Here is a 15703-nt window from a genome sequence, read left to right as displayed (position 1 = left end):
GGTCGTCCGCCGGCCTCTCATTCCAAGCCATACTGCGACATCAGCGACTGCACCTCCGGTCGCCGCATGATGCGCGCGATCTGAGTCTCGACGCTCGTCTCGGTGCCGCGGGCGGACGATCTTGCTGCGGGCTTGCGGGCAGCGCGTGACGCTGCGGTGTTGGTCGGGGTCGGCTGGCGCTGCGCGTGGACGGTTTTCTCATTCGACGGAGACTTGGTCGGAGCGGCGACGGAGGCGGCATGGCCCTGGGGCGCCTGCGTGGTCGACGCTGCCGGAGCAGCGACAGAGGGCGCTGCTCCGGCTGGAGCGGCAGCGGCTGCGGCCGGAGGGGACGCTGGTACTGCGGGCGCCGGCGCGACAGTGTTGGGGACGACGGGCGCCGCGGCGGTCGTCGTGTTGGATGCTTTGACGATGTCATCTGTGGGCGCAGCGGCCACCAGCACGTTGGAGCGCGTTTGGGGCGAAGCTGCTTCCGGCGCGATGACAGGCGCAGCAACCGCAGTGACCGTTGCGCTCGGCGGCGTAATCGGCGCAGGGGGCTCGATCACCGGCAGCGGCGCAGCGATGGCCGTCGTCTCCACAGGCGCGGCGATGGAGGCGCTGGTGATCTTCTCGCTCCGGTCCAGTTCCGGCTTCTTGATGTCGCCGGGGACGTTGAGGGCCTGCATCTGGGCGTGAGCCAGCATCTGCCGTGCCGTCATCGGTGTTTCCGCAAAAGCTGCCATCGGCAACAGGACTGCGGCCGCAAGCGTCAGCTGGAGGGTCGTCGCGCGCGATGTGAACTTCGTCATGGCTGGCTCCTTGCAATCTGTGTTCGTTGCTTTCAGGCCGCGGCGCCAGCAGTCGCCCGGTCGTGGGCGACGACGACGCGCTGGCCGCGCATCTTGGCGATCACCTCGTCGCGCGGGCCGCATGCCAGCGTCTTGCCGAAGGCCATCACCATGATGCGGTCAACATGCGCCAAAAGCTGCGGGCGGTGCGTGACGACGATCACAGTGCGGCCGGCGGCCTTCGCCTGCGCCATGGCATGAGCCAGCGCGCGCTCGCCATCCTCGTCGAGGTTGGAGTTCGGCTCGTCGAGGATCAGCAGCCGCGGATTGCCGTAGAGGGCGCGGGCGAGGCCGACACGCTGGCGCATGCCGCCGGACAGCGCCACGCCGCCTTCGCCGATCGGGGTGTCGTAGCCGTTGGGCAGGCGCAGGATGACGTCATGGGCGCCGGCCGCCTTGGCAGCGGCGACGACGGCCGCTTCATCGACCTTGGCGAGGCGCGCGATGTTGTCGGCCACGGTGCCCGAGAACAGCTCGATGTCCTGCGGCAGATAGCCGATGTGCTTGCCGAGCCGGTTCTGGTCCCATTGGCTATAGGCGGCGCCGTCGATGCGGATCTGGCCCTCGCGCAGCGGCCAGACGCCGGCCATCGCACGCGCCATGCTCGACTTGCCGCTGGCGGAGGCGCCCACAATCGCGAGGCTCTCGCCGGCCTTGAGCGAGAAGCTCACGCCCTTGACGGAGGGACGACCCGCCGCCGGCGGCCAGACCACGGCATTCTCGACCTCGATATCGCCACGCGGCGTCGGCAGCGCAGTCGGCGCGGCGGTCACGGGAAGGGCCTGGAACAGCTCTTCCAGCCGGCGATAGGCGGAGCGGAAGGCGATGATGCGCTTCCACTGGCCGACGACCTGCTCGACCGGCGCCAGCGCGCGGCCCATGATGATCGAGGTCGCCATCATGGCGCCAGGCGAGATCTGCTGCTCGATCGCGAGCCAGGCGCCGATGCAGAGCAGGGAGGTCTGCACCGCCATGCGGGCGAACTTGGTGACCGAATGCATCGCCGCGCCGCGCTCGACCAGCGTGCTGTGGGCATCTACCATTGCCGACTGCCGGCAGCTCCAGCGATCCAGCACGATGTCGCCCATGCCGAGGCCGCGCACGACCTCGCCGTTACGCAGCGCGGCCGCCACAAAGCGCGAGGCCTCGTTGGCCAGCGCGTTGGTGCGCTCGACGCTGGAGCGCGTGTAGAACTCGGTGAACAGCGCCAGCGAGAACAGCACGGTCGCGCCGAGCAGCGACAGGATGCCGAGATAGGCATGCTGCAGGAAGCACAGCGCGACGAATACCGGCGTCCACGGCAGGTCGCAGGCAATGGCCGCGGTGCCGCTGGAAATGCAGTCGCGGATGGTCTCGGCGTCGCGGATGATCTGCTGGCCGAAGCGATGCCGTGGCGACAGCTCGGCCTTCATCATCGTCTCGAACAGCGGATGGCGCAGCGTGCCTTCGAACTGCACGCCGGCGCGCGCCAGCACACCGGAGCGGGCGAATTCGAGGACACCGTACAGTACCAGGAAGACACCAACGATCAGCGTCAGCATCACCAGCGTGCCGAGATTGCGGCTGGTGAGCACGCGGTCATAGACCTGCATGGAATAAAGCGGCGAGGCCAGCATGCTCGCATTGATGAACAGGCTGAGGACGAAGGTCGCGGTGAGCGCGGGAAAGCAGGCGCGGAGCGCGGTTCCCAGCGGGCTTCGTGTGGTGCTCGTCGTCATGATCAATCCCCTTGCAGTGACGCTGGGGAGCTTCGCGCAAGCGAGCGTCAGCGACCGTGACCGGCATCACACTGCGTGAATGCCGATCTGCGGGCGCTTGAGTTGGCCAGTTGCAGCCGCTACCGGATGGATCAGACCTGCTCAGATCTCGACGCTTGCCTCATTCACAGAGACCTCATGCCTGCCGTCACGTCCCAGACCATCCGGCTCGTCTCCGGCCTCGTCCTGTTTGCATTCGCGGCCACGCATTTCCTCAATCATGCCGTCGGTCTGTTCAGCCTCGAAGCCATGGACGAGGTGCAGGAGTGGCGGCTCTTCGTCACGAGGTCCTGGCCCGGGATGATCGTGCTGGCGGCGGCGCTGCTCATGCATGCCGCACTCGCGGTTTCCAAGACGATCCGGCGTGGCACCTGGCGGCTGCCGGCATGGGAGCTGATCCAGCTCGCGACGGGATTTGCGATCCCGGCGCTGCTTCTGCCCCACATCATCGAGACGCACGTGGCGCACGCGCTGTTCGGGGTCCAGGACAGCTACCTCTACGCGCTGGCCTTGCTGTGGCCGAACCTGGCGTGGGTGCAGAGCGCGTTGCTGCTGCTGGTCTGGACGCATGGCTGCGTCGGCCTGCACCACTGGCTGAAATTCCGCAGCTGGTACCGCCTGGCGCAGCCGCTGCTGATCATCCTGGCTGTCGCGGTGCCGATGGCGGCGCTGATGGGCTTCGTGGTGTCCGGGCGCGCCGTCGCTGCGTTGCTGAGCGATCCGGCCATGGCTGAGCGGATGCGCGATGTCACGCATTGGCCGAGCGAGCTCGATGCGAGGTGGATCGGCCTGCTGAAGATGTCGGCATGGATCGCCGTGGCCGCGCTGCTCGTGGCCGGAGCGACCATCGTCGTGTTCCGTCACATCGCGCTGCTGGCGGCGCCGAAGGTGGCGATCGCCTTTCCGGGCGGGACGACGATCCAGGCGGCGATCGGTCCAACGCTGCTTGACAGCATCAGGAGCAACGATCTCTCCGATGGCTCCGAATGCGGCGGGCGCGGCCGTTGCGGCCTGTGCCGTGTCCGTGTTGAGAAGGGGGCCGAGACGCTGCCCGCTCCGGGCCGTGCGGAGCGCGCGGTGCTCGCTGGCTTGGCTGCGCCTGACAATGTGCGGCTCGCCTGTCAGATCCGTCCCACGGCGCCCCTCACGGTCACGCCCCTGGTCGGAGGCGGGGACGCGCCGACGCTCGTGGCAGCACAGGGCGATGGCCCGGGTGAGCGTCGCACCGTCTGTCTCGTTGTTGTCCGCGTGCGCGCCTTCGCGACCATTGCGGGGGACCGCTTGGCCTCCGACCTCGCTTTCATGGTGAACGAGATCTTCGGCGCCATCGGCGGAGCCGTTGACGCCCATGCCGGACGCATCGACCGTTTCCTCGGCGACGGTGTGCTCGCCGTGTTCGGCGAGCAGCAGGAGCTCGATCAGGCCTGTCGCGATGCGCTGCAGGCTGTCCATGCGATGGATCTGGCCATGGACCGCGTGAACGAGAAGATCGCAGCCGAGATCGGCCGGCCGGTCGAGCTCGCGATCGGCGCTGATGTCAGCAACACCGTCGTGGGACGTTTGAGCCTGGGACGCATGACGCAGGTCGCTGTGCTCGGACTCGGAACGGAGCGGCCGGCGCGGATGGCGCAGCTTGCGGATGCGCGCGGCTGTCAGCTCGTGATGTCGGATGACCTCGCCACACGCGCCGGCTTGGGTGCTCTCAGCGGCATAGGCCGCGAGACTCTCGGGGGCGCCGAAGGCGGCGGCGCGCTCGATGTGATCGGCGTGAGCCGCGCCCGCGACATCGCTGTCGTGACGAGCGCGGCCCAAGTGGCTTCCGGTTAGACGTTGGCTCATTTCTCGCGGAACGTCTTGGCGAGCGTGTTGAGCAGCGGACCGACCAGATATTCCAGCACGGTGCGTTCGCCGGTGGAGATGATGACGTCGGCCTGCATGCCCGGCAGGATCTTCTCGGCGACCTCGGGCGGGATCGTCGAATAGTCGATCACGACGCGCGCCTTGTAATAGCTCTGCTTGGAGGACTCCTCGCTCACCGCGTCGGCCGAGACGCTCGCCACCTTGCCGAAGATCGCAGGCGTCGTGCGCGAGGAGAAATTGGCGAAGCGCACCTCCGCCTTCTGGCCGACCGCGACGCTCTCGATGTCCCGCGGCGAGACGTGGGCCATCACGTCGACGCCCTCGCCGACCGGCACGATCTCGGCGAGCGTGTCGCCGGGCTTCACGACGGCGCCGATGGTGTGGACCTTCATGTTCATGACGATGCCGTCGCGCTCGGCGTAGATGTCGACCCGGCGCAGCACGTCCTCGGCGATCACGATCTTCTCGCGCAGCTCGGACAGCTTGCCGCGGGTGGCGTCGAGCTGCTGGCCGACCTCGGTCTGGTACTTCTGCAAGCTCTGGTCGATCTGCAGGCGCGTCTGCGCCGCGGTCTGCGTCAGCCGCGCCACGTCGGCCTGCGCCTGGCCGAGATCGCCTTCGACACGGGCGCGGTCGCGTTCCAGCTCCAGGAACTTGTTGCGTGGATAATAGCCGGCGGCGACCGCCGGCCGGACATTGTTCATCTGCGTGTCGAAGCTCGCGAGCTGGGCGGCGAGCGCCGTGCGCTGCCGGTCGCGGCCGGCGAGCTCCTGCTGCTGCTGGACGATCTGCGAATTGAGGATGTTGATCTGGCTGATCAGGCCGTTGCGGCGCTCGACGAAGAGGCGCTGCTGATCGGCAATGGCGAGCGCGGCCTCCGGCACGTTTTGGCGATTGAGCAGGCTGTCGGGAAAGGTGATCATCCGCGCATTGCCGCGCTCGGCGACCAGTCGCGCTTCCTCGGCCAGCGCGGCATCCATCTGCTTGCGCAACAGATCGGTGTTGGCCTGAGCTTCCACCGGCTGCAGCCGGAACAGCAGGTCGCCGCGGCGAACGGCATGCGTCTCCTTGGCCAGGATCTCCCTGACGATGCCGCCCTCGCGGTGCTGCACCACCTTGTGGTCGCCCGACACGGACACCGTGCCCGGCGCGATCGCCGCCCGGTCGAGCGGCGCAAACCCGGCCCACACGCCGAAGCCGCCGAACACGAGCGCGATAGAGACGTAGCCGAGCAGGGCGTAGCGGCCGAAATCGGCCTTGACCGGCTGCGGCCGGTCGGCCGGTTCAAAGAAGCTCTGATCTTGCGCCAGTGACATCGCCATGTTGCGTCCCCCGCCATCATCGACAGCGGGGAGCATCGGCGATCCCGCGTGACGGGACTGTGCGGTGGATCACGCTGGCGCGGGAGGCGCGATAGGCGCCGGTTTACTTCTTCTTCGGCCCGAAGCGCGGCACACATTTGACGCTGCGGACGATGCCGGCCTCGGCCATCTTCGACCCCAACACCTCCTTGACCTGTCCGGCGGGGCAGGTGCCGTCATCGACCAGCACGCGCTGCCCGAGCCTGAGATCGGTGACGTCCTCCTCGCGACCGACATATTGCGCGCGGGAGGGAGCGGTCAGCAGAAGCAGGAGAGACAGACCAATGAGGCCGCGTGCGGCCATGGTTGACAACGCCGGGATTCGAAACCGCATCACTTTCCTTCGATCTTCAGTCCGTTGGGTCCGAGATTGATCTGGACGCCTTCCGGCTGCCTCTTGGCCTGATAGAGATTGTAGCCGAGCACGATCACCGCGGCGCTCAGAATGCCGAGCAGAAAATAGAGAATGTTGCGGTGATCCGACATGCGAAATTCCAAAGAGCATCGTCCTGATGCGTATGCGCCAATGTACGGGCGGCCCTGCGATTCTGAAAGCAGCGGCAAATCTGGTGCCGTTGTGGATCGGAATGTGATTTGCTCCGGCGATCAGCAATGGGAACCAGGACAGGCATGATCACCCAGGACATCACGCAACGGATCATCGAGGCCGTCGACGCCGGCTTCGATCGCCAGCTCGCGACGACGCGCGACTTCGTCGCGATTCCCTCGACGCGCGGCGCGGAAGGGCCGTGCCAGGACATGTTCGGCGATCTCCTGCGTGCGCGCGGCTACGAGGTCGACGACTGGCACATCGATCTCGATGACCTCAAGGACATGCGCGGCTACGGTCCGATCGAGCACGATTTCTCGAAGGCGCGCAGCGTCGTCGGAACCTATCGGCCGGCGACCACGGCCGGTCGCTCGCTGATCCTGCAGGGGCATTGCGACGTCGTGCCCGCCGGTCCGCTCGACATGTGGGAGACGCCGCCGTTCTCGCCGGTCATCCGCGATGGCCGGATGTATGGCCGCGGTGCCTGCGACATGAAGTCCGGCACCATCGGGGCGCTCTACGCTCTCGACGCCATCAAGGCCGCCGGCCTCAAGCCGACCGCGCGCATTCATCTGCAATCCGTGATCGAGGAGGAGAGCACCGGCGTCGGCGCGCTCTCGACCCTGCAGCGCGGCTACCGCGCCGATGCCTGCTTCATCCCGGAGCCGACCAGCGAGAAGATGGTGCGCTCGCAGGTCGGCGTGATCTGGTTCCGGATCAAGGTGCGCGGCTTCCCGGCGCATGTGTTCGAAGCCGGCATCGGCGCCAATGCGATCAAGGCGACCTATCATCTCATCCACGCCCTGGAGAAGCTCGAGGCCGACTGGAACGAGCGCGCCAGGAGCGACCGCCACTTCAAGGCGCTCGCTCATCCGATCAACTTCAACCCGGGCATCATCCAGGGCGGCGACTGGGCCTCGAGCGTGCCGGCCTGGTGCGACCTCGACTGCCGCATCGCGGTTCTTCCGGGCTGGTCGATCAAGGACTGTCAGAGCGAGATCCTCGCCTGCGTCGCCGCTGCCTCGCGCGATCACCGCTTCCTGTCCAACAATCCGCCTGTGGTGGAATGGTCGGGTTTCCTGTCGGAAGGCTATGAGCTGACCAATTCGGCCGAGCCGGAGGCCGCCTTCGGCCGGGCCTTCAATGCCGTCCATGGCGGTGAGGTCCAGGATCTCGTCTTCACGGCGCTGACCGATACGCGCTTCTACGGGCTGAACTACAACATCCCGAGCCTCTGTTTCGGCGCAACCGGTGCGGCCATGCACGGCTTCAACGAATATGTCGAGCTCGACTCGCTGCGCCAGGTGACCAAGACGATGGCGCTGTTCATCGCCGAGTGGTGCGGGGTCGAGAAAGCCTGAGCGCCAAGATGTCCGAAAGCCATGACCTCCCAGGTCATGGCTTTCGGCTCCATAAGACATTCAGACTGGGCAGACGCGCGCAGACGTGTCGCCGCGAAACGGGGAGGGGACGGCATGACGCCGCTAGAGAAGATCAATTCGCTGAGGATGCCGTTCGCGGAATTGAAGGGCGTGACCTTCACGGAGGCCAGCACCGAGCGCGTGGTGGCGCAGATGCTGATCCGCGCCGATCTCTGCACGCTGCATCACACGATTCACGGCGGCGCGGTCATGGCGCTTGCGGACTCCGTGGGAGCGGCCGCGACCGTGATCAACCTGCCCGAGGAGGCGAAGGGCACGACGACCATCGAGAGCAAGACCAACTTCATCGGCGGCGCCAAGGAAGGGAGCGTCGTCAAGGCTATCGCAACACCCGTGCATCGCGGCCGCCGCACCCAGGTATGGCAGACGCGAATCGAGACCGAGGACGGTAAGCTGGTGGCGATCGTGACCCAGACTCAGCTCGTGCTGTGATGATTCGTACACGAACGACCTGTTAACTCACGCATCCGCTGCATGGCGTCATGTTCTCCCCGTAGAGCGCGGGGCTTGCAATGAATGTTGCGATGCACAATATAGCTCCTGTCTAGGGAAGACGTCTGTGCGGGAGGGCTTCGAAGAGGAGTCTTTGGCAGTGTCACAGGTAGATATCTTTCGTCCGCGGCCGGGCTTCGGCTATGTGCGGACGCTCAGCCAGCACGAGGAACTGCCGCTGCTGCGCGATCATTTGCTGCGGCTCGACCCGGAGAGCCGGCATGATCGATTCAACGGTTTTCTCGATGACAGTTTCATCGAACGCTACGCGGCCCGCTGTGCGGCCGACGGCACCATCGTCGTCGCCTACATGGAAAACGGCATGGTGCGCGGCGCCGCCGAATTGCATCCGCCGGAGCAGTCCGAGGACGGGCTTCCGGAGATCGCGTTCAGCGTCGAATCCTGCGTGCGCCGCCGCGGCGTCGGCAGCCTGCTGTTCGAGCGCGTGATTTCGGAAGCGCGCTGGAAGGGCTATCGCGAGCTGCGCGTGACGACGGGATCGCAGAACCATGCGATGCGGGCGCTGGCGGCGAAGTTCGGCGCACATCTGGCGTTCCGCCACGGCGAGTCGACCGGCACGATCGATCTGAGCCAGCAGCCGCAGGATGAGTTCGCCAAGCTCGTGATCGAGACGCCGATCGCCGCGGCGCGCGCGTTCTTCAATCTCAATCGCGCGTGCTGGAAGCTGGTGACCCGCATGTACGACAAGCGCGCCGCCTGAGGCGCACCCGTTCGCCTATCAAAAAAGGCGCGGCAGCGATCATCGCTGCTGCGCCTTTTGCATTCGCTGAGATTGACCGTCGACGCCTGTCGAAATCGCTCAGGCGGTGCGCTTGTCGAAGTTGAAGCGGCGCACGGTGCGGCGCTCGACCACGACGGCGCGCTGCTGCGTGCCTTGATCCGCGGTGATGACGCGGGTGTTGGTGCGCGCGGCGACACGGACGGCCTTCTTCACCTCTGGCAGCACCTGCTCGATGGGCAGCCCCATCAGCGCCGAGGCGATCTCGGCCTGGGCCTGCACGTCATCGGTGATGCCGGACGCCGCGAAGATCGCCTCCTCCAGAGTCGGGGGATCACGCCTGACGCGACGCGGACCGTACTTGGTGTTCCAATCTTCGCTCATGGGGGCCTCGTGAATCGTCCGGGATACCTAGAAGCAGCATTGTTGCATTGCAATATAGAATCTGCGCGGCAGCCCAGCTATGCGTTCACCATGTCGCGATCGGGCAACGCTGCCTTGGTCATGTGGAGATCCTGGGGCCAGCGGCGCAAGGCCGCGTGCCCTTCTTTGGTGAGGGCGTAGATGCCGCGCTCGGCGCGGTCGAACCAGCCATAGACATTCCGCTGCAGGATCTTTGCTGCGTCCGGAATGTCCGCGCGCAGGTCGCGGACGCGCTTCGGGCCGCCGGATAGCGCCGAGGCGCAGGCCAGCGCCTGCTGCCGATAGGCCGTCATGATCGGTGCGCGCGTCGAGCCGCCGGCGACGGGGTCGCCCTTGCGGCGCTGATGCTCGCTGACGAGACGCGATCGCTTCTTGGGGTTCTTGCGCGGCGCCGTGGTCGGCGGATGCACCAGCACCTCGACCTGCCCGTTCGAGGTGACCGCCAGCATGCCGAAGCCCAGCCTGCGGCACAGGTTGCGATAGCGTGCATCGCTCTCGCGACCCTTGCCGCGCGCCGACAGTTTCGCCGCCACCCAGACCTCGTCGCAGGCGCCGGCGCGATCGACCGCCTGCAGCAGCAATTCCAGGTTGAACGCCTGCTTCAGCTCACAGATGACGACGATCGGCGGATTCTCGCCCTTCAGCGCCACCACATCGCAGCCGCCGACTTCCCCCTTGGCTGAGAAGCCGAGGCCCTCGAGGAAGCGTTTGACGGGAAGGTAGAGCGCGGTTTCCAAGGGCCGTCCACATTTGCGACTCAGGCGCCGGAGTCTAGCCCGATGCATCCTGCGATGTCAGCGGGCAACAACGCGTTCGGACCGATTGCGGCCGCTACATGCGGCCGACCACCGGTATCAATGCGCCGGTGACGCCGCTCGCCGCGTCGCTGGCCAGGAACAGGATGACCTCGGCGAGTTCCTGCGGCGTGACCCATTTGTCGAAATCGGCCTTGGGCATGCTGGCGCGGTTGGCCGGCGTGTCGATGGTCGAAGGCAGCACCGCGTTGACGGTGATCTTGCCCTTCCATTCGGCCGCGAGCGCCTCGGTCAGGCGGTGCACGCCGGATTTGGAGGCGGCGTAAGGGCCCATGCCCGCGCCGGCCTGCAGCGCGCCCATCGCGCCGATATTGACGATGCGCCCGGTGCTGGAGCGAACCAGATGCGGGATCGCCGCGCGAGAGGCGTGCAGCGCCGTCATCAGGTTGCGCGCATGCATCTTCTCCCAGACGCTGTCGTCGCCCTCGGTGGCATGCTCGAACGCAAAGGCGCCCGCGATGTTGATCAGGGCGTCCAAGGTGCCGAAATGGGCCGCCACGGAGTCGATCGCGACCTTGGCCTGCTCTGGGTCAGAGAGATCGACGCCGCCAAGCTCGATCCGGTCATCACTCGCCGGGATCTCGGCCTGGGCATGATCGATCCCGGCCACATGCGCGCCGCGCGCGAGCGCCAGATCAGCCACGCTGCGCCCGAGCGCGCCCTGCGCTCCCGTAATGACAATCACTGCTCCGTTCATTCCGTCCCTTGACCCCGTTGCCGCGCCCCACAGCGCCGTTCTTTTATACTATTGCCAAGCGGACCAGTTGCAATGGCTGCGCAGCCGCGGCATGCAATTGCAATCAGAAAGCGTGGTTCGTCCGAGGTGACCATGACCGCGACAAGCTCTTCCGCCTTTCCCAATGTTCTGACCGCGTTTCGGCTGCCGCTGCGGCATTTCCGTCAGAGTCTAAGCGCGCAGCGCAAGACCCGGGTCGTGGCGCTCGGCTCATCCTCGACGGCGGGCACCAACAACATCGTGGCGTTTCCCGCGCGGATCGAGCAACGGTTGCGTAAGGCCAATTTCGGCTGCGTGATCGATGTCCTCAATCGCGGCATCGGTGGCCAGGAAGCCGCTGAGGAGCTGTCGCGCCTCGAATGCGACGTGCTGGCGGAGCAGCCGTCGCTGGTCATCTGGCAGGTCGGCACCAATGCAGCCTATCGTGCAGGCATCTATAGTCCCGACGAAGTCGAGGCGGCGCTGCGCGTCGGTCTCGGATGGCTGACCGGGTTGCAGCGGATGGATGTCATCGTCATGGATCTGCAATACACGGCCGCGATCGTCGAGCAACCCGATCGGCTGGCTTTCGCTTTGGACATGCAGCGGCGGATCGAGCAGGTCACGACCGCCGCGGGCGTCAATCTTTTCAGACGCTGGGACCTGATGAAGGGCTGGTGTGACGCCGGCCTGCCATTGTCTGCGCTGGATGACGGTCATGACGATCATCTCCATATGAGCGAATGCGCGACGGCCCATGTCAGCGAGGTTCTTGCGCAGGCCATCATGGCGAGCCCGACAGCGGCCGGCTGATCGATTAAAATTTGCCCGAGTTTCGTAAGCAGATCGCCAGCGTCGCAAGGTAGCCTCCTTCAATGCCGGTTTGATGGGCATTGGAGCTTTGTCATGATGAGACATCTGCAGGACCATGGTTTGCCGCTGGTGCAGCTGAAGGAGCAGCGGCGGGATCTCGTGGTCGCCTTGCAGAACCGGTCGGGTCCGGTGAGCGGCTGGGAGCTGATGCAGATTGCAGCCGTGCAGCAGGCGATTTCCGCGTTCGAGGAGGTCATTGCCGATCTCGATGCGCTCGAGGCCGCCGAAAGCGCCGACATCGAAGCGGCCTGATCCCAGATCGGGGGACCTTGCGTCACGACGCGCGGGGTGATCGAAAACGTAATATCTCGGCGTGCGCGGCGGGCGCGCCGCCGCTAACATGATCGGCATGGACCGGATTCGCACCGTTGCCATCATTGCCGTCGCCCTGAGCCTGAGCCTGAGCCTGAGCCTGAGCTCGGCTGCGGCCAAGGCCGGCTGCGCCCCCGATCAGCATCAGAGCTTCATCTGTGGCGAAGGCACCGCAGCCATCCGCGTCTTTCCCGATACGATCTCGCCGTCGCGACAGCTTGCCTTCGGTTGGCGGACATCCAAGGGATTGCCCAGCGGGCAGGCGGAGCCGGCCGCTGATGTCGAGAACGTCCTGGTCAAACTGTCGGATGGCGCGGTGCTCGGCCGGCTCGGCGGCGCCTATTGGGCGACCGGCGAAATGCGCGCCAACCGCTATGAGCTGATCGCCGCCTGGTCACCTGATAGTCGGGCCGTGGTCGAGGTCGCCAACAGCCGATGGGACACCGACTCGTTCCGCTTCTACGCCGTCACCGGTGCCGAGCTGGTCAGCCTCGATCTGCACGATCTCGTCGAGCAGGCAGTGCGCGCGAAGGCCGCGAAGAAGGTCGAGAAAGGGCGGCTGTTTCGCGTGCGAGAGGATCTCCCCGTCAAGCTCGACTCCGATGGGCGGCTGACCTTTGCAGCGATCTTGTTCATCCCGAAGAGCGAGGAGCCCGCACTTGGCTTCCGCGTCGAGCTCATGATCAAGACGGTGAAATCGGCGGCTGCGGCGCGCGTGATCTCCATCGAGCGGGCTAAGCTGCCCAACTGACCGAACTCAGCTTGTGAGATAGCGCTCTTGCAGCGCCTTGCGCTCCGCTTGATCGAGGCCCAGGCCACAGCGAAGATAGGTGTCGATGTCGCCATGCTCCTCGCGGACCGTCTCCAGAGCCGCGGCGAGAAACGACGCCTGCACCGTGCCGATCGCCTCGAGCACCTCGTCGGGCAGCTCGGGATGAGCAGTGGTATCGCGGCGAAAATACTGGTTGGTGAGAAGATAGTCGTCGAGGATGATCTCGTCCGGCACATCGAGAGCGGACAGGAACAGCGCGCACGCCACGCCCGTGCGGTCCTTCCCAGCCGTGCAGTGAATGACCACAGGAGCGTGATCCGCGAGAAGGTGGTCGAACAGAGTGCGGAATCGCGGGGTGTAGTGACGGATGTAGTTGCGATAGGACTCCCGCATCAGCTCCAGCGCATCGTCGGTCATCAGTCGTCCCGCTGACCAGCGTTCCCGCAGGATCGGGGCGACGCTCGGCTCGATCGGCAGCGTGTGAACGGCGATTTCGGCGATCGCACACGGGCCGGCGGCTCGCTCCTGCCGGCCGCGGAAATCGAGTGCGCTGCGGATGCCGAGCTGGCGCACCACGGCCGCATCTGCTTCCGTCAGCTGACCCAGATGGTTCGAGCGGAAGATCTGCCGCCAACGCACGTGGCGTCCGTCGCGGCTGGCATAGCCGCCGAGATCCCTGAAGTTGCTGGCGCCTTGGAGGCCGAGATGACGGGAAGGGGACGGAGATTCTGCAGCGGACATAAAGGCACTGTACGTCAACCGAGAGCCCCTGTGAAACACGCCAAGAGTTAACCGCCGGTCTCAACGTCGCTCTGAAGCGTGGGGAAAGGAAAAGGGCCGGAACCTCGTCGGTCCGACCCTTTAGAAGATGCGCGAAGCATGCGTCACGGGACTTGTCGACATCAGCGGTCCCACGCCGGCTTGGCTTCTTGAATCGCCTCGTCGTGATACCAGCTGCCGCTGTAGATGGTCGGCTGGATCGACGGCGCGGCCGGCCGGGCCGAAGCGCCGGCAGAGCGGGATGCGAGGCCGGCTCGCCCCCCGCGCGGAAATTGGTAGATCCTTGCGGATCCCTCGTTCACATTGGTCTCCATTCCCTAAGTCTCCTTCCCATCGGGGCAAGCTCATGGTGCGCCCGACTCGTTCTCTTGTGGTTACCGCTTCCGATATCGGTGGCTGCCCCGGGGAATGCAACATGATGAAAATGAAATCACATGTTGCGCATTTGGAAGGCATTCCGGGTTTTGCCTCCTGCGAAGCAACGTGCAGCTGACTAACGCTTGGGCCGGACCAAAGGTTGCGAGAACCACGGCTCCGTCTTTTCGAAAATGTCCCGGAACTGCCGAGACCTTGTTCGGGCGATTTTCCGCGGCGCCGCAAATGCCAAGGAATCAAGCGGGATTTTGACATCGGCCGGCCGCCGCCATGCATTCCGTGCAATCGCGGCCGCGCGCCTTTGTCGCACCTTTCAGGTGTGTGGACCGGGTCTGGCGGTGCCTGGATCGTCCTCAGCGGCTGCGGCGGGACGTCGCGGGAGTTGGCACGTTCCGTGCTTAAGAGTGCGCTGGCCGATCGTGGCCGGGTAAGCGCGGGGAGCCTTCGATTGCTGGGCTCCCACCTTTCGATAAGATAGAGAGGCTCAATGACGAAATACAAGCTCGAGTACATCTGGCTCGATGGCTACAAGCCGGTGCCGAATTTGCGCGGCAAGACACAGATCAAGGAATTTTCCTCTTTCCCGACCCTGGAACAGCTGCCTCTTTGGGGCTTCGACGGCTCGTCGACGATGCAGGCCGAAGGCCATAGCTCCGACTGCGTGCTGAAGCCGGTCGCCGTGTATCCCGATGCCGCCCGCACCAACGGCGTGCTGGTGATGTGCGAAGTCATGATGCCGGACGGCAAGACCCCGCATCCGTCGAACGCGCGCGCCACCATCCTGGACGATCCGGACGCATGGTTCGGCTTCGAGCAGGAGTACTTCTTCTACAAGGATGGCCGTCCGCTCGGCTTCCCCGAGTATGGCTATCCGGCTCCGCAGGGTCCGTACTACACCGGCGTCGGCTTCAAGAACGTCGGCGATGTCGCCCGCAAGATCGTCGAAGAGCATCTCGACCTCTGCCTCGCGGCCGGCATCAACCACGAAGGCATCAACGCCGAGGTGGCGAAGGGCCAGTGGGAGTTCCAGGTGTTCGGCAAGGGCTCGCGCACCGCGGCCGACCAGATGTGGATGGCTCGCTACCTGATGCTGCGCCTCACCGAGAAGTACGGCATCGACATCGAGTTCCACTGCAAGCCGCTCGGCGACACCGACTGGAACGGCTCGGGCATGCACTGCAACTTCTCGACCAAGTACATGCGCGAAGTCGGCGGCAAGGAGTACTTCGAGAAGCTGATGGACGCCTTCAAGGAAGCTCGCGCCGACCACATCGCCGTGTACGGTCCGGACAACCACATGCGTCTGACCGGCAAGCACGAGACCGCCTCGATCGACACCTTCAGCTGGGGTGTGGCCGACCGTGGCGCCTCGATCCGCGTGCCGCACTCGTTCGTCAACAACGCCTATAAGGGCTATCTGGAAGACCGCCGTCCGAACTCGCAGGGCGACCCCTACCAGATCGCGTCTCAGGTCCTGAAGACGATCGCCACGGTTCCGACCGGCGCGAAAGCCGCAGCCTAAGACGCCGAGCATCATACCCCGGGGCAGGGGCTCACATGATGATCCGCCGGAGCAGCCGCTTCGGCGGATCATTCGTTTGTGGCGG

At 65.5% G+C, this 15703-nt stretch carries 18 protein-coding genes; 8 read left to right on the top strand and 10 right to left on the bottom strand.

The window, feature by feature from the left end:
• Nucleotides 1-17: 17 nt before the first annotated feature.
• Both ACVILH_RS26330 and ACVILH_RS26325 read right to left on the bottom strand, forming a co-directional pair.
• Nucleotides 18-791 carry a hypothetical protein gene (locus ACVILH_RS26330; protein WP_456715489.1) on the bottom strand — a complete coding sequence of 258 codons (774 nt, stop codon included), beginning with the start codon at nucleotides 789-791 and terminating at the stop codon, nucleotides 18-20.
• A 32-nt stretch (nucleotides 792-823) separates the two neighbouring features.
• Nucleotides 824-2548, bottom strand: coding sequence for a type I secretion system permease/ATPase (locus ACVILH_RS26325; RefSeq protein WP_456715488.1), 1725 nt, complete (start codon nucleotides 2546-2548; stop codon nucleotides 824-826).
• A gap of 177 nt (nucleotides 2549-2725) precedes the next feature.
• Between ACVILH_RS26325 and ACVILH_RS26320 the strand changes: the two genes are divergently transcribed.
• A complete protein-coding gene (locus tag ACVILH_RS26320) occupies nucleotides 2726-4414 on the top strand; it encodes an adenylate/guanylate cyclase domain-containing protein (RefSeq protein ID WP_456715487.1) in 1689 nt (562 codons plus the stop codon).
• Between the two features lie 8 nt (nucleotides 4415-4422).
• Here ACVILH_RS26320 and ACVILH_RS26315 read toward each other — a convergent pair whose 3' ends face one another.
• From ACVILH_RS26315 to ACVILH_RS26305, 3 genes are all read right to left on the bottom strand, one after another.
• Nucleotides 4423-5769 carry an HlyD family type I secretion periplasmic adaptor subunit gene (locus ACVILH_RS26315; protein ID WP_456715486.1) on the bottom strand — a complete coding sequence of 449 codons (1347 nt, stop codon included), beginning with the start codon at nucleotides 5767-5769 and terminating at the stop codon, nucleotides 4423-4425.
• A 103-nt stretch (nucleotides 5770-5872) separates the two neighbouring features.
• A complete protein-coding gene (locus ACVILH_RS26310) occupies nucleotides 5873-6112 on the bottom strand; it encodes a DUF6719 family protein (RefSeq protein WP_456715485.1) in 240 nt (79 codons plus the stop codon).
• Nucleotides 6113-6141: 29 nt separating this feature from the next.
• Complete coding sequence (locus tag ACVILH_RS26305; RefSeq protein WP_456715484.1) at nucleotides 6142-6294, bottom strand: hypothetical protein; 153 nt, start codon at nucleotides 6292-6294, stop codon at nucleotides 6142-6144.
• 144 nt (nucleotides 6295-6438) lie between these two features.
• On the opposite strand from ACVILH_RS26305, the gene ACVILH_RS26300 reads away from it, so the two are divergent.
• The 3 genes from ACVILH_RS26300 to ACVILH_RS26290 all read left to right on the top strand — a co-directional run bounded on the left by ACVILH_RS26300 (nucleotide 6439) and on the right by ACVILH_RS26290 (nucleotide 9013).
• Nucleotides 6439-7719: an ArgE/DapE family deacylase gene (locus ACVILH_RS26300; protein ID WP_456717081.1), complete on the top strand. Its 1281-nt coding sequence runs from the start codon at nucleotides 6439-6441 to the stop codon at nucleotides 7717-7719.
• Nucleotides 7720-7833: 114 nt separating this feature from the next.
• Nucleotides 7834-8232, top strand: a complete 399-nt coding sequence (locus tag ACVILH_RS26295; RefSeq protein ID WP_456715483.1) for a PaaI family thioesterase — start codon at nucleotides 7834-7836, stop codon at nucleotides 8230-8232.
• A 127-nt stretch (nucleotides 8233-8359) separates the two neighbouring features.
• Entirely contained in the window at nucleotides 8360-9013 is a 654-nt protein-coding gene (locus ACVILH_RS26290) for an N-acetyltransferase family protein (protein ID WP_456715482.1), read from the top strand.
• A 99-nt stretch (nucleotides 9014-9112) separates the two neighbouring features.
• Here the strand turns inward: ACVILH_RS26290 and ACVILH_RS26285 are convergent, their stop codons facing one another.
• The 3 genes from ACVILH_RS26285 to ACVILH_RS26275 all read right to left on the bottom strand — a co-directional run bounded on the left by ACVILH_RS26285 (nucleotide 9113) and on the right by ACVILH_RS26275 (nucleotide 10966).
• Nucleotides 9113-9415 carry a hypothetical protein gene (locus ACVILH_RS26285; RefSeq protein WP_456715481.1) on the bottom strand — a complete coding sequence of 101 codons (303 nt, stop codon included), beginning with the start codon at nucleotides 9413-9415 and terminating at the stop codon, nucleotides 9113-9115.
• 77 nt (nucleotides 9416-9492) lie between these two features.
• Complete coding sequence (locus tag ACVILH_RS26280) at nucleotides 9493-10191, bottom strand: DUF2161 domain-containing phosphodiesterase (RefSeq protein ID WP_456715480.1); 699 nt, start codon at nucleotides 10189-10191, stop codon at nucleotides 9493-9495.
• Between the two features lie 94 nt (nucleotides 10192-10285).
• Nucleotides 10286-10966: an SDR family oxidoreductase gene (locus ACVILH_RS26275; protein ID WP_456715479.1), complete on the bottom strand. Its 681-nt coding sequence runs from the start codon at nucleotides 10964-10966 to the stop codon at nucleotides 10286-10288.
• A 132-nt stretch (nucleotides 10967-11098) separates the two neighbouring features.
• Here ACVILH_RS26275 and ACVILH_RS26270 point away from each other — a divergent pair, with 132 nt between their 5' ends.
• The 3 genes from ACVILH_RS26270 (at nucleotide 11099) to ACVILH_RS26260 (ending at nucleotide 12920) form a co-directional block, all read left to right on the top strand.
• Nucleotides 11099-11797, top strand: coding sequence for an SGNH/GDSL hydrolase family protein (locus tag ACVILH_RS26270; protein WP_456715478.1), 699 nt, complete (start codon nucleotides 11099-11101; stop codon nucleotides 11795-11797).
• A gap of 93 nt (nucleotides 11798-11890) precedes the next feature.
• Complete coding sequence (locus ACVILH_RS26265) at nucleotides 11891-12109, top strand: hypothetical protein (protein ID WP_006613492.1); 219 nt, start codon at nucleotides 11891-11893, stop codon at nucleotides 12107-12109.
• Between the two features lie 97 nt (nucleotides 12110-12206).
• Nucleotides 12207-12920, top strand: a complete 714-nt coding sequence (locus ACVILH_RS26260) for a hypothetical protein (RefSeq protein ID WP_456715477.1) — start codon at nucleotides 12207-12209, stop codon at nucleotides 12918-12920.
• 6 nt (nucleotides 12921-12926) lie between these two features.
• Here ACVILH_RS26260 and ACVILH_RS26255 read toward each other — a convergent pair whose 3' ends face one another.
• Together ACVILH_RS26255 and ACVILH_RS26250 are read right to left on the bottom strand one after the other, a co-directional pair.
• Nucleotides 12927-13682 (bottom strand): tyrosine-protein phosphatase, encoded by a 756-nt coding sequence (locus tag ACVILH_RS26255; RefSeq protein ID WP_456717080.1) that lies wholly within the window; start codon nucleotides 13680-13682, stop codon nucleotides 12927-12929.
• Nucleotides 13683-13843: 161 nt separating this feature from the next.
• On the bottom strand, nucleotides 13844-14035 hold the full coding sequence (locus tag ACVILH_RS26250) for a DUF2735 domain-containing protein (RefSeq protein ID WP_456715476.1): 192 nt from the start codon (nucleotides 14033-14035) through the stop codon (nucleotides 13844-13846).
• 548 nt (nucleotides 14036-14583) lie between these two features.
• On the opposite strand from ACVILH_RS26250, the gene ACVILH_RS26245 reads away from it, so the two are divergent.
• Nucleotides 14584-15618, top strand: coding sequence for a glutamine synthetase beta-grasp domain-containing protein (locus ACVILH_RS26245; RefSeq protein WP_008961259.1), 1035 nt, complete (start codon nucleotides 14584-14586; stop codon nucleotides 15616-15618).
• Nucleotides 15619-15703 lie beyond the last annotated feature (85 nt).

It is taken from the genome of Bradyrhizobium sp. USDA 4353 (assembly GCF_054063215.1).
This window is presented reverse-complemented; position numbering and strand designations above follow the sequence as displayed.

Bases quoted from the DNA above. Each gene is read 5' to 3' on its own strand.
- ACVILH_RS26330 (WP_456715489.1), bottom strand. From the start codon at position 791: ATGACGAAGTTCACATCGCGCGCGACGACCCTCCAGCTGACGCTTGCG.
- ACVILH_RS26265 (WP_006613492.1), top strand. From the start codon at position 11,891: ATGATGAGACATCTGCAGGACCATGGTTTGCCGCTGGTGCAGCTGAAG.
- ACVILH_RS26285 (WP_456715481.1), bottom strand. From the start codon at position 9,415: ATGAGCGAAGATTGGAACACCAAGTACGGTCCGCGTCGCGTCAGGCGT.
- ACVILH_RS26310 (WP_456715485.1), bottom strand. From the start codon at position 6,112: ATGGCCGCACGCGGCCTCATTGGTCTGTCTCTCCTGCTTCTGCTGACC.
- ACVILH_RS26270 (WP_456715478.1), top strand. From the start codon at position 11,099: ATGACCGCGACAAGCTCTTCCGCCTTTCCCAATGTTCTGACCGCGTTT.
- ACVILH_RS26325 (WP_456715488.1), bottom strand. From the start codon at position 2,548: ATGACGACGAGCACCACACGAAGCCCGCTGGGAACCGCGCTCCGCGCC.
- ACVILH_RS26260 (WP_456715477.1), top strand. From the start codon at position 12,207: ATGGACCGGATTCGCACCGTTGCCATCATTGCCGTCGCCCTGAGCCTG.
- ACVILH_RS26315 (WP_456715486.1), bottom strand. From the start codon at position 5,769: ATGGCGATGTCACTGGCGCAAGATCAGAGCTTCTTTGAACCGGCCGAC.
- ACVILH_RS26305 (WP_456715484.1), bottom strand. From the start codon at position 6,294: ATGTCGGATCACCGCAACATTCTCTATTTTCTGCTCGGCATTCTGAGC.
- ACVILH_RS26245 (WP_008961259.1), top strand. From the start codon at position 14,584: ATGACGAAATACAAGCTCGAGTACATCTGGCTCGATGGCTACAAGCCG.
- ACVILH_RS26275 (WP_456715479.1), bottom strand. From the start codon at position 10,966: ATGAACGGAGCAGTGATTGTCATTACGGGAGCGCAGGGCGCGCTCGGG.
- ACVILH_RS26295 (WP_456715483.1), top strand. From the start codon at position 7,834: ATGACGCCGCTAGAGAAGATCAATTCGCTGAGGATGCCGTTCGCGGAA.
- ACVILH_RS26300 (WP_456717081.1), top strand. From the start codon at position 6,439: ATGATCACCCAGGACATCACGCAACGGATCATCGAGGCCGTCGACGCC.
- ACVILH_RS26320 (WP_456715487.1), top strand. From the start codon at position 2,726: ATGCCTGCCGTCACGTCCCAGACCATCCGGCTCGTCTCCGGCCTCGTC.
- ACVILH_RS26250 (WP_456715476.1), bottom strand. From the start codon at position 14,035: ATGGAGACCAATGTGAACGAGGGATCCGCAAGGATCTACCAATTTCCG.
- ACVILH_RS26255 (WP_456717080.1), bottom strand. From the start codon at position 13,682: ATGTCCGCTGCAGAATCTCCGTCCCCTTCCCGTCATCTCGGCCTCCAA.